Origin of the sequence: Lysinibacillus sp. FSL M8-0355 (assembly GCF_038008985.1) — a bacterium.
Taxonomy (GTDB): Bacteria; Bacillota; Bacilli; order Bacillales_A; family Planococcaceae; genus Lysinibacillus; species Lysinibacillus fusiformis_D.
Genome location: NZ_JBBPAI010000001.1, coordinates 4667599 through 4680588 on the forward strand (window position 1 = coordinate 4667599; position 12990 = coordinate 4680588).

12 protein-coding genes and 1 other annotated feature (1 of these 13 only partly in view) are annotated in these 12990 nt (G+C 39.5%); of the genes, 2 read left to right on the plus strand and 10 right to left on the minus strand.

All coding sequences use genetic code 11. The annotated features are described in order from the left end of the window. Positions 1-136, minus strand: a binding site (T-box leader) (it extends 84 nt beyond the left edge of the window). Positions 137-186: 50 nt separating this feature from the next. From gltX to MKY46_RS22960, 10 genes are all read right to left on the minus strand, one after another. Next, positions 187-1647 (minus strand): glutamate--tRNA ligase, encoded by a 1461-nt coding sequence (gene gltX, locus MKY46_RS22915; protein WP_340835504.1) that lies wholly within the window; start codon positions 1645-1647, stop codon positions 187-189. A 90-nt stretch (positions 1648-1737) separates the two neighbouring features. Continuing rightward, complete coding sequence (gene ispF, locus MKY46_RS22920; protein WP_036123777.1) at positions 1738-2214, minus strand: 2-C-methyl-D-erythritol 2,4-cyclodiphosphate synthase; 477 nt, start codon at positions 2212-2214, stop codon at positions 1738-1740. A gap of 272 nt (positions 2215-2486) precedes the next feature. Further along, positions 2487-3182 (minus strand): 2-C-methyl-D-erythritol 4-phosphate cytidylyltransferase, encoded by a 696-nt coding sequence (gene ispD / locus MKY46_RS22925; RefSeq protein WP_036123781.1) that lies wholly within the window; start codon positions 3180-3182, stop codon positions 2487-2489. An 11-nt stretch (positions 3183-3193) separates the two neighbouring features. Continuing rightward, the gene (locus tag MKY46_RS22930) at positions 3194-4279 is read right to left on the minus strand and encodes a PIN/TRAM domain-containing protein (protein ID WP_036123784.1); all 1086 of its coding nucleotides are present in this window, start codon (positions 4277-4279) and stop codon (positions 3194-3196) included. Positions 4280-4564: 285 nt separating this feature from the next. Further along, positions 4565-5941 carry a DNA repair protein RadA gene (radA, locus tag MKY46_RS22935; protein WP_036123854.1) on the minus strand — a complete coding sequence of 459 codons (1377 nt, stop codon included), beginning with the start codon at positions 5939-5941 and terminating at the stop codon, positions 4565-4567. A gap of 91 nt (positions 5942-6032) precedes the next feature. Next, complete coding sequence (locus MKY46_RS22940) at positions 6033-8477, minus strand: ATP-dependent Clp protease ATP-binding subunit (protein ID WP_036123786.1); 2445 nt, start codon at positions 8475-8477, stop codon at positions 6033-6035. Then, the gene (locus MKY46_RS22945; RefSeq protein WP_036123789.1) at positions 8467-9576 is read right to left on the minus strand and encodes a protein arginine kinase; all 1110 of its coding nucleotides are present in this window, start codon (positions 9574-9576) and stop codon (positions 8467-8469) included. The genes MKY46_RS22940 and MKY46_RS22945 overlap by 11 nt, the downstream gene beginning before the upstream one ends. Beyond that, positions 9573-10115 (minus strand): UvrB/UvrC motif-containing protein, encoded by a 543-nt coding sequence (locus tag MKY46_RS22950; RefSeq protein ID WP_036123855.1) that lies wholly within the window; start codon positions 10113-10115, stop codon positions 9573-9575. Before MKY46_RS22950 ends, MKY46_RS22945 begins: the two co-directional genes overlap by 4 nt. Positions 10116-10125: 10 nt before the next feature. Beyond that, positions 10126-10599: a CtsR family transcriptional regulator gene (locus MKY46_RS22955; protein WP_036123793.1), complete on the minus strand. Its 474-nt coding sequence runs from the start codon at positions 10597-10599 to the stop codon at positions 10126-10128. Between the two features lie 265 nt (positions 10600-10864). Beyond that, the gene (locus MKY46_RS22960) at positions 10865-11170 is read right to left on the minus strand and encodes a DUF4870 domain-containing protein (protein ID WP_036123796.1); all 306 of its coding nucleotides are present in this window, start codon (positions 11168-11170) and stop codon (positions 10865-10867) included. Positions 11171-11294: 124 nt separating this feature from the next. Between MKY46_RS22960 and MKY46_RS22965 the strand changes: the two genes are divergently transcribed. Next, positions 11295-11978, plus strand: a complete 684-nt coding sequence (locus MKY46_RS22965; protein ID WP_036123799.1) for a class I SAM-dependent methyltransferase — start codon at positions 11295-11297, stop codon at positions 11976-11978. A gap of 37 nt (positions 11979-12015) precedes the next feature. Further along, a complete protein-coding gene (corA, locus tag MKY46_RS22970) occupies positions 12016-12978 on the plus strand; it encodes a magnesium/cobalt transporter CorA (protein WP_036123803.1) in 963 nt (320 codons plus the stop codon). The last annotated feature ends 12 nt before the right edge of the window (positions 12979-12990 follow it).

Genomic DNA, 12990 nt, shown 5'->3' on the forward strand with positions numbered 1-12990 from the left:
TCGATAAAGCCTACTATAGTTCAGCTCTATGCTCAAAGGTGCATTTCAGTTTTGCCTGGGCTCAGACCACTTTCAGCCGGTGATGGTCCTCTCTTAAGAGCATGCGCCACTTACTTCTCCTTATCAACGCTTTTTCAATGTAAATACATTTTACAACGAAAGAATGGATTGTCAATAAATTTCTCTTTATTGGGCAAATTTTTCTACGCGGTCAATTGTTTTCTCTTTACCAATTAAACAAATCGCATTTGGTAACTCTGGTCCATGCGTTTCACCTGTTGTTACAACACGAATTGGCATAAATAGATTTTTACCTTTATGACCTGTTGCTTTTTGCACAGCCTTAATAGCAGCTTTTACTGCATCTGGTGTAAATTCTTCTAATTGCTCAAGCTCTGCTTTAAATGCTGCCATTACTTCAGGCACTTGCTCTCCCGCTAAAACCTCTTTTGCTTCTTCATCATATTCAATATGGTCGTTAAAGAATAGGCTAGATAACTCCACAATCTCTGCCCCAAAGCTCATTTGATCGTGATAAAGTGCGATTAAATCCGTCGCCCATGCATGTTGCTCTGTCGTAAGTTCTTCAGGTAATAGCTCTGCTTTTTGCAAGTGTGGTAAAGACAATGCTACGACTTCTTCTAAAGATAGTTTTTTAATATATTGATTATTCATCCATGTCAGCTTTTGCTTATCGAACATAGATGGTGATTTAGAAAGACGTTTTTCATCAAAGATTTTAATAAACTCTTCTTTCGAGAAAATCTCTTCTTCCCCTTCTGGAGACCATCCAAGTAGCGCAAAGAAGTTGAACATTGCTTCAGGAAGATATCCTAAATCTTTATATTGCGTGACAAATTGAATAATTGATTCATCACGTTTAGATAGCTTTTTACGATTTTCATTAATAATTAATGTCATATGACCGAAGCGTGGATATTCCCAGCCAAATGCATCAAAAATCATCATTTGCTTTGGCGTATTCGATAAATGCTCTTCTCCACGGAAAACATGCGAGATTTCCATAAAGTGATCGTCTAGCACAACCGCATAGTTATATGTTGGAATACCATTTGCTTTTACAAGTACCCAATCACCAATGTCTTTAGATTCAAATGTAACTGGTCCACGAACTAAATCTTCAAACTCATAAGTTACATTTTCAGGAACACGCATACGGATTGTATATGGCTCGCCCGCTGCTTCTTTAGCTGCAACTTCCTCTGCTGATAAGTGACGACATATCCCATCATAAGTAGGGGCCGCTACACCCCTTGCTTTTTGTTCTTCACGTGATGCTTCAAGCTTTTCTGATGAGCAGAAACATTTGTAAGCGACACCTTGTTCTAATAATTTCTCAGCGTGCTCTTTATAAATATCAAGACGTTCCATTTGACGATAAGGCGCATAAGGTCCACCAATATCAATGGACTCATCATATTCAATACCTAACCATTTTAGGTTATCTAGCTGAGATGCTTCTCCGCCCTCTACATTACGTTCAATATCCGTATCTTCAATACGTACAATGAATTTACCGTTATGATGTTTTGCATATAAATAATTGAATAATGCTGTACGCGCTCCACCGATATGTAAAAAACCTGTTGGAGATGGCGCGTATCGAACGCGAACTTCTTTCGTCATATTAAAAGCCTCCTAAATTTTCGATCAAAAAATTGACTTTGTTCATTTTACCACTCTGTTACAGGAAATAAAAGCGGAGTTCATCCGCATTTATTTCTTCATCAATAGAATTGTGGCCATAGCCGCTATACCTTCCTCACGACCTGTAAAACCTAAACGTTCAGTTGTCGTTGCCTTTACATTGACTTGAGACGGCTCTGCATGAAGCAATTCAGCGATGCGATTTTGCATCTGTTCAATATAAGGCGCCATTTTGGGACGCTGTGCCATAATTGTACAATCTACATTCCCTAGCACATAGCCTTTGTCCTCAACAATTTTCCAAATATACGCTAATAGTTTTGCTGAATCAGCGTCTTTAAAGGCTGGGTCCGTATCTGGAAAATGGCGGCCGATATCTCCTTCTCCAATTGCCCCTAGAGCTGCATCCGTAACCGTGTGTAAAAGAACATCTGCATCAGAATGCCCTACTAGCCCTTTTTCATGTGGAATCGTAATACCACCAATAATTAATGGACGACCTTCTTCAAATGCATGTACATCAAAACCTTGTCCAATTCGAAACATATGATAGAGAGACTACTTTAGCAAAACATGTGGATCAAACCAGCTCTTTGCCTGCTGTAAGCGCAGTCTCATTCACCTTCTTTCACTTTTATATTTACTCACTATTATACCCTCACATTTTAACATATTTCCTAGGAAATTGAGCTGATAGCAAATAGTGAGCCTTTCCCCTCACTTACATCTCAGCATAAGTTTGCGTCTTGCTCTATAAACAATGGTTAAATCAAGATAAAATCCCATTAGCAACAATCGCCAATGAGATTTTTAGATTACTATTCGTTTATTTGCAATGCTCGTTTACGTAAAATAGCTTCACCAAATATTAAATCTTCCTGTGTCGTCATTTTGACATTTTCATAGCTACTTTCTACAATATGCACTGCATGACCTAAGCGTTCAACTAGCATAGCTTCATCTGTACCAAGAAAGCCTACCTTCTCAGCAATATCCTCTGCCTCCACAATTAAATCAAATTGGAAGGCTTGTGGCGTTTGAATCATCCATAAGCTATCACGATCGACTGTTTCTTCGATAATACCATTGCGAACCCTTTTCATTGTATCCTTCGCTCGAACCCCTGCAATAGCTGCACCTGACTCATGAGCACTTTGTACAAGGCTAGCGATAATATCATGTGTAATAAAAGGTCGCGCTGCATCGTGAACAAGCACAATGTCTACCTGCTGCATCTCTTTCATACATGAATGGACTGAATGCTGTCGCTCAGCACCGCCATCAGGTAAGCCCTTCACTTTTGTAATTTCAAATTGCTCTAGCAATTCTCGAATATAAGTACGTTCTTCTGGTTTTACAGCCAGCCAAATACCAGTGCAAAAAGGATCTTGTTGAAACACTTCTAGCGTGTGGATCAGAATAGGTTTCTCCAAAAGTTTTAAAAACAATTTATTTTGTCCCGCACCCATGCGTTTTCCGCTTCCTGCCGCAGGTAGTACTACTTCATATTGCATTTTTCCACATCCTAATCGTCCTTCGGTTTGGCAAATATCATTCGACCCGCTGATGTTTGTAGCACACTCGTTACTGTCACAGTAATGGCCTGTCCGATATAGCTACGGCCACCTTCAACAACAATCATTGTCCCATCATCTAAATAGGCAACCCCTTGATTATGCTCTTTACCATCCTTAATGACCACAACCTGCATATCTTCACCTGGGATTACAACAGGCTTCACCGCATTCGCTAAATCATTAATATTTAATACTTTCACATGATGGAGCTCACAGACTTTATTCAAGTTAAAATCATTTGTGACAATCTGTGTGTCATTCCCCATTTTCTTTGCAAGACGTACAAGCTTTAAATCCACCTCTTGTACATCCTCAAAATCCTCATCCGTAATTTCCACTTTTGTCTTACGTTCATCTTGTAATTTTCTTAAAATATCTAATCCACGACGTCCTCTTGTACGTTTTAACGTATCGGAAGAATCGGCAATATGCTGCAGCTCTGTAAGGACAAATTGAGGTACGACTAAGACTCCTTCTATGAAGCCAGTTCCAGAAATATCAGCAATACGACCATCAATAATAACGCTCGTATCTAACAGCTTATAACTCCCACGTATTTCTTGAATTTCAGCACCTTCAGCAGCCTTTTTCTTGGTATTATTACTACGTAAAGTAAAAAGCTGTATTAATTCATCTCTTTTTCTAAAACCTAAACGGAACCCTAAATAACCTAATACAAATGACAGAATAATAGGGAGTACTTCTGTAATTACAGGGAATTGCACACTATCGATGGCGAAGCCTAAAAAATAAGCTACAATCAGTCCCATGATTAAACCAAGCGTACCAAAAAATAAATCACCGATAGGCACCTTAAACAGGACCTCTTCCATCCAGCTAATGAGCTTCACAAAATAATCGGAAAATGCAAAAGACAGTGTAAATAGTAAAAGCGCGCCTAATGCTACTGATACGTAAGGATTATCTAGCCAAGGATTAGATGATAAATGAAGCAATTCGTATAATGGCGGTAAGAAAACAAGGCCCAATGCTCCTCCAATCAGTAAAAAGGCAATTTGAACAAATTTTTTCACAAGCTGTCACCTCCTATTGTTAGTTAAGATTATACATAGTTTACTGTAGAAAATCCTTCATGAGCTCATCAAATTATCATTATTTTTGATGTTCATTCACAGGGACAAATCATTTAGACATCATTCTTTCCAACCTCTATCTTACTGTGTTTTCGATGACACTCTTGCATGACTTTATCCTGCTATTATCTAGGACGCCTATCCCCTTACTTGAGTTTCCGATTTTAACGTTAAAAATGACGGAAAATGCATGTCAGAATGGTATCCAACATGCACAATTTCCCTTTACAACTCTCTAAAGCATGCATTTAATGCATCTTTGATCGTTTCTACTCCAACTATTTCTATTCCCTGTGGAAAATCCCAACCACCAATATTGGAGGCAGGTATGAAAGCTCTTTTAAACCCAAGCTTTGCCGCTTCAATAACACGCTGTTCAATCCGCGATACTCGACGTACCTCACCTGTCAGCCCTACTTCACCAATAAAGCAGTCCGTTGCTCGCACAGCTTGATCTTTAAAGCTTGAGACAATACTTGTCAACACCGCTAAATCAATTGCTGGCTCATCCAATTTGACACCACCAGCCACTTTAATATATGCGTCCTGGGCTTGTAGCATGAGACCCATCCGTTTTTCTAGCACTGCCATTAGCAATTGCACTCGGTTTTGATCGACACCCGTTGCCATGCGTTTAGGGTAATTGAAGCTTGTAGGTGTTACTAAAGATTGAATTTCGACAAGGATGGGTCTTGTCCCCTCCATGGATGCAACAATAGTGGAGCCCGCTGCTCCTTGTGACCGCTCCTGCAAAAATAATTCAGAAGGATTCAGCACTTCCTTTAATCCCCCTTGAAGCATTTCAAATATCGCAATTTCATTGGTAGAGCCGAAGCGGTTTTTTTGGCTGCGTAGAATACGATGATTATGATGTCTTTCTCCTTCAAAATATAACACTGTATCAACCATATGCTCTAAAATACGAGGTCCGGCAATTTGCCCCTCTTTTGTTACATGCCCGACCAAGAAAATAGCAATGCCTTTTGTCTTGGCGATTCGCATCAGTTCTGCCGTACATTCACGAACTTGCGATACACTACCTGGTGCACTTGTTACTTCTGGATGAAAGACGGTTTGTATGGAATCGACAATGACAAATTTCGGTTGTACTTCATCAATGGTTTGGTTTAAAAATTCGAGATTCGTCTCAGAATATATGTAAAGCTCTTGAGAAACCACTCCTAGACGCTCTGCTCGTAATTTTGTTTGACGAATGGATTCCTCTCCAGAAATATAAAGCACACGATGCCCTTTATTCGAAAGTAATGCTGAAACTTGTAGTAATAGTGTAGATTTCCCAATCCCCGGATCTCCCCCGATTAATACGAGCGAACCGGGTACAATACCACCACCCAATACGCGATTCAGTTCGCCCATTTCCGTCGCTACACGGGATTCTTCAGTCGCTTCGACCTGAATAATTGGGAGAGCCTTTTGGGTAACTGTAGCAGAATGCTGGAATGCTCCTCGTGGTCCCTTTGCGACCATCTCAACTTCTTCCACCATCTTATTCCATTCTCCACACCCTGGACATCTTCCCATCCATTTTGCAGTTTCATAGCCACAGCCTGAACATACAAACTTTGTTTTTTTCTTTGCCAAATTGCTTTCACCTCGAATATTTGTTCTTATCATTAATTGTACAGAAAAAAAGACAGCTTGGCACTTAAAGCCTCGCTGTCTTTGCATAAAATTATTTAGAGATGGATACTCCCTCTTTTTTCTTTACAATAAACTCACCGTCTACATAATCAATGATTACCTGATTACCCTTCTCTACATTACCTTTCAGTAATTCTTCTGATAATCGATCCTCTACTTGTTTTTGTAATGCACGGCGTAACGGACGAGCACCATATTGAGGGTCATAGCCTTCCTCAGCAATTTTCTCAAGTGCTGCATCAGTTAGCTCCAACGAAATATCTTGCTCTTTTAAGCGTTTTGTTAGTGCATTGCCCATCATTGCAATGATTTCTTTTAAATGCTCTTTATCTAATGCGTGGAAGACAATCATTTCATCGATACGGTTTAAGAACTCTGGACGGAATGCCTTTTTCAATTCTTCTAGCATCGTACCCTTCATATCTTTATGCTTAGATTCTGCTCCACCTACATTGAAACCAAGGCTCTTTTGATATTTTAAAGCATCGGCACCAACGTTTGAAGTCATAATGACTACTGTATTACGGAAGTCTACTACACGGCCCTTAGAATCTGTTAAACGGCCATCTTCAAGAACTTGCAGTAGAATATTGAAAACATCTGGATGTGCTTTTTCAATTTCATCTAATAATACAACCGAGTATGGTTTACGGCGAACCTTTTCAGTCAATTGACCACCATCATCAAAGCCCACATAGCCTGGAGGTGAACCTACTAAACGAGAAGTCGAATGCTTCTCCATGTACTCAGACATATCGACACGAATCATCGCATCTTCATCGCCAAACATCACTTCAGCAAGTGCTCTTGCCAACTCTGTTTTACCAACACCTGTAGGTCCTAAGAAAATGAATGAGCCGATTGGACGTTTTGGATCTTTTAAGCCTGCTCTTGCACGACGGATCGCACGAGAAATCGCTTCTACCGCTTCTCCTTGCCCTACTACACGTTTGTGTAACTCTTCTTCAAGTTGTAATAACTTTGAAGATTCCTCGGAAGCAATTTTAGCTACTGGGATTCCTGTCCACATTGATACAACTGCTGCAACATCATCCACAGTCACTTTAGATTCCGCTTTGCCTTGCTCTTCTTTCCAATTTTTTCGTGTAGCTTCAATTTCATCTTTCAGCTTTTGCTCTGTATCTCTTAGAGAGGCTGCCTTTTCAAATTCTTGGCCTGATACGGCTGCATTTTTTTCAGAGCGCACATTTTCAAGTTTATCTTCAAGTGCCTTTAAGTTTGGTGGCACTGCAAATGAACGTAAGCGGACTTTAGAACCTGCCTCGTCGATTAAGTCAATTGCTTTATCTGGTAAGAATCGGTCTGAAATATATCTGTCACTCATTTTAGCCGCTGCTTCAATCGCTTCATCTGTAATTTTTACACGGTGATGCGCTTCATAACGGTCACGTAAGCCTTGAATAATTAGAATCGCTTCTTCCACTGTTGGTTCATCCACTTGGATTGGTTGGAAGCGACGCTCTAATGCTGCATCCTTTTCAATATATTTGCGGTACTCATCTAATGTTGTTGCACCAATACATTGAAGCTCACCGCGTGCTAAAGATGGTTTTAAAATATTGGAGGCATCAATTGCACCTTCTGCACCACCTGCACCGATTAATGTATGCAATTCATCGATGAATAAAATGATGTTGCCGGCTTGGCGAATTTCATCCATCACCTTTTTCAAACGATCTTCAAATTCACCACGATATTTAGTACCTGCAACAACCGTCCCCATATCTAAAGTCATGACACGTTTGTCACGTAGAATTTCCGGTACTTCATTATGGATAATTTGCTGTGCTAACCCTTCAGCAATCGCTGTTTTACCAACACCTGGCTCACCAATCAATACAGGGTTATTTTTCGTACGACGCGATAACACTTCAATCACACGTGTAATTTCCTTGCTTCGACCAATAACAGGGTCCAATGTGCCTTCACGTGCAATTTGTGTTAAATCACGTGCTAGGCTATCTAAAGTTGGGGTATTGGCAGCTTGAGCTGCTTGTTGCCCAGATTGTGCATTATCGTTGTTACCTAATAGCAATAATACTTGCTGACGTGCTTTATTTAAGCCGACACCCGCATTGTTTAAGACGCGAGCTGCCACGCCTTCACCTTCACGAATAAGCGCTAATAATAAGTGCTCTGTGCCGATATACGAGTGACCTAGTTTACGTGATTCATCCACAGATAGTTCAATTACTTTCTTAGCTCTTGGCGTATAGTGAACAATTGGGCCGACATCTTCTTTACCTTTACCAACTAATTCCTCAATACCAGCTTCAATCATTTGAGGACTAATATCAATGGCTTCTAACGCTTTCGCAGCAATACCGCCGCCTTCACGTATAAGCCCTAATAGAATGTGCTCTGTTCCAATAGATTCGTGCTTCCAACGAATAGCCTCTTCCTGAGCAAGCTGTAATACTTTTTGCGCGCGTTGTGTAAAACGATTAAACATCATATAAATCCTCTCCTTTTTCCCCATTTATAGGCTTATTCGCATATTCTTGAGATAATGCCTCACGGAGCATTTCCGCTCGGACACGATCCCGTTCAGCAGGGGGCAGTGCCTCACCTGCATAGTGCTGTAAAAAACCTGGTTGCATACTAACAACACATTCATTTAAGGTTGTTGCTTGAATCCCATCAATTAACTGTAGATCTACTCCTAAACGAACATTAGATAGACAGGTAGCGGCTTCCTCACTTGTTAGAATTCTCGCATGTGTAAGGGTACCTAAAGCCCGATATACTCTATCTTCTAGAGCAAGCTCTGCCTTTTCCATCAACTTCCCTCTTGCGTGTCGCTCTTTTTGGATAATCTTTTCAGCGACACTTTGTATGTCTGCTAAAATGTCTTCTTCTGTCTTCCCAAGTGTAATTTGATTCGACACTTGATAAACATTTCCTAAATTTTCGCTGCCTTCTCCATATATACCTCTTACAGTCATTCCTAAGCGAGTCATGGCATTAATAATTTGATTCATTTGCCCGGTTAATGTCAGTGCGGGTAGATGCATCATGACCGATGCGCGAAGACCCGTGCCAATATTCGTCGGACAACTTGTTAAATAGCCAAAAGTATCTCGAAAGGCATACGGTAATACTTTCTCTAGGATACGATCAATTTTATTTGCTTGTTCATAGGCACTTTGAAGTTGAAAGCTTGCTGTCATACATTGAATGCGTAAATGATCCTCTTCATTCACCATAATGCTAACGGATTCATCTTCAGAAAGAAGTATAGAACCTACTTGCTCTTTTTTAGCCAGCTGTGGACTAATCAAATGCTTTTCTACAAGAATTTGACGCTGTAGAGGCGTTAAATCCTTAATAGCAAAATAAGCATAATCATTTTGAAGCGTTGGGCTATCACTTAGTGCATGTGTAACTGCCTGTTCCACCTGCAGTGCCTCATTCTCTGAGAAAGCTAATGGAAATCGATAGCCATCTAAATTTCGAGCAAGGCGAATACGTGTACTAATGACAATATCTGAATAATCATCCTTGATATGCATCCACGTTGGGGTCGCACGCTCTAAAAATGAATCAATCATCATGACACATCACCACCTTCAAATTGTAGATGCTTCTCTAGCTCTTTAACTTCATCACGGAGCTTCGCCGCCTCCTCAAATTGTTCTTCTGCTACAGCGGCCTTCATACGCTTGCGGATATCCTCTATTTGCTTTTTAATGACATACACATTACTGCGAGCACCAGGCATTTTACCAATGTGTTGAGGGCCTGCCTGTATGCGATTAAAGAGCTTAGGCAAATGCTCACTAAAGGTGTCATAACAGCTCGGGCATCCAAATTTACCTTCTTTTAAAAATTGTTTATACGAAAATCCACATTGTGGGCATGTTTGCTGTTGTGGTTGAACTTGTTGTTTTTCCCCCACCTTTTGCCATGTAGGCGAGCCGAACCAGTTTGACAATAGTTGTTGAATAGACACAGGCTCTTGTTTAAACTCTGCATGAAATGGATGGAACTGTGAGGCGCAGACGTCACAATAATGGTGCTCCACCTTTTGCCCATTTTGAACTTGTGTTACTGTAACTGTCGCATTACGTTGTTTACAATGTTCGCATATCATTTCCATCACCTCACTCTTTTTGCTGTTCATATTTGATTGTTGTCAGCATTGCTCGCAAGATCTTTGCTCGAATAGTATCTCTTAAAGGGAGATGTAAATCGATTGTGGAGCGATCAATTGCTGCTAACATTAATTTCGCTTCTCGTTTTGAAATTACCTGCTCATCGATGAGCCGATATACTAAATCTTCTGCCATCGTTTGAGATGCTCCACCTTCTATTTGTCTGAGAACATCGTCGATTAAATCAATCTGTGAATGCGCGCGGACACGTAAAATTCGTATGTACCCACCACCACCACGTTTGCTCTCAACAAGGTAACCTCGCTCGGCAGTAAATCTTGTATTAATTACATAATTTATTTGTGATGGCACACATTGAAATTTATCAGCAATCTCACTCCGTTTAATTTCAATATGCCCTTCTCCACCTAATTCAAGTACTTGCTTTAAGTAACCTTCTATGATGTCTGATATATTACGCATTTTAGGAATACACCTCGCTTGCTTCACTGACTTTGACTATCTTTGACTTTCTTTTAGTATATTATACAAAACGCTTCAAAAAAATTGCAATGATTTCGCCCATAGAAAAGTGAAAAGTCTTAAAATGCCTATTTTAGTACGAAAAACAGCACTTTTTCAGTTAAAACTGCGCGGGTTATAATTTGCTCATATACCTAATGTACCCTTATTAGTCATAGAAAAAACGCAAGCATATGCAACTAGCATATACTTGCGTCTATGAAAATTATACCCAACGACCAACAATTGGATAACGCCAAGGCTCATCAGACAATGCTTTTACGATACCGATAATTGGTACAACAAATAACATGATGCCGAAAATGATTAAAAACGGTAACCCAATAAGAACAAAACTTAAAACAACTGAGATAGCGATTAAAATACCCATAACAATTTGGAAGAGCAATGCTTGAATAGAAATCGCCTTCACTTCCTCATCCGAACTAATTAAGAAGAAAATAATAGGTACTAACCATGGCGCAAAAAATGCACTTGCGTGTATGATTACTTTAGACCATTTAGTCTCCATATATATCAACCCTTTCTTTGTACTTTGTCTATGTTTTATGTACTACTATTTACGGAACTATACCCGTAATAGTTTCACATTAAATAAGATTTATTAAAATTTTTTTGGAAGGCTGTGATGAGAGATGGAATTTAACAACACATTAGCAAACGAATATGAAAAGGGTATTCGTCGTACATTGCCAAGCTATGATGCCATGCTACGTTTAATACAAACCTTTTATCATTCCACACTGCCAGATAAAGCTGATATGTTAATTGTGGGTGCAGGAAGCGGCAATGAAATTTTACAGCTTGCAGATGGAAGGCCCGACTGGTCATTCACAGGTATTGATCCATCAGAGTCCATGCTCAGCATAGCAAAGGAACGTCTACACACTCTACCCAATACGCTGTCTTTCCACCAAGGGACAATACTAGATACTCAATTACCCTCCATAAAATACGATGCAGCAAGTTGTGTTCTCGTTCTGCATTTTATTCTGGGTTATGAAGAAAAGCTATCTACATTAGAAGAAATCGCAAGACATTTAAAGCCTGGAGCACCGTTTGTCCTTGTCTCAAAATATGGTCAGCCCGGCTCTTTAGAAACTGAACTACAATTTGATTTATGGCGTTCCTATTGGCTACAACATACAAAGCTTTCTGCATCTGATGTAGCAGAGATGGAAAAATCCATTCGCTCCCTTTCGTTTATGTGTGAAGAGGATATTTTAACACTGCTACAAAAGGCGGGCTTTACAAAACCTTCTAGATTTTTTGCCACTACTTTATTTGCTGGTTGGGTATGCTTTAAAGAGGGGCACTAAATAAATATTTTGTAGTAAATAATTTGAGGTGAAAACCGTGATAAGCACCATTGGTATTACAAAACAACAACAATTACTAAAAGATTTTCCATTGGAAGTTATACATCAGCAAGAATTTGAATGGTATTGGGTTGATTTTAATTGCCCTACAGCCGAAGAAGAATCATTATTAGATACATTTTTCCATTTCCATCCGCTTGCTATTGAAGATTGCTTAATGCGATTACAGCGCCCAAAGCTCGATTTCTATGATGATTTTCATTTCTTTGTTATTCATCGAGTAAATGAAGAGAACCTTGCTGCAGAAGAGGTTAATATTTTTGCCTCCAATAAATTTATTGTGACGTTCCATAAAAACCCTGTTCCTGAAATAGATAAGGTACAAAAGATACTAGCAAGCCAACCAAAGAATTGGGAACGGGGGACGGTTTATTTAACATATCAAACAATTGATAAAATCGTGGATAGCTATTTCCCTCTTGTTTATAAAATTGAAGATCATCTTAATGCACTTGAAGGCGAACTTACATACCAAAGCAACGTAAATGCCATGAAGATTGTCTTCGAATTCCGTAGCGATTTGCTTGACCTTAGACGCACTATTTTACCGATGCGAGATCTTTTATATCGAATTCTTAATTCTTACCGTTTTTCTTTAAACAAATCAGAAAGAGCTTATTTCGGGGATATATACGACCATCTCATTAAACTAACTGAAATGGTTGAATCCAATCGAGAACTGACAGCGGATATGCGTGATAGCTATATGGCTATGAGCTCAAGTCGCATGAACGGTATTATGATGACTTTAACCATTGTATCAACTATCTTTATCCCGCTTACTTTTATTGCTGGTGTATATGGTATGAACTTTGATAACATGCCTGAGCTTCATGGCCATTACAGCTATTTTATTGTACTAGGCTCCATGATTATTATTGCGATCTTTATGCTAGCTATCTTTAAACATAAAGGCTGGTTTAAATTATTTAAACCATAAAAAAAAGCTGCT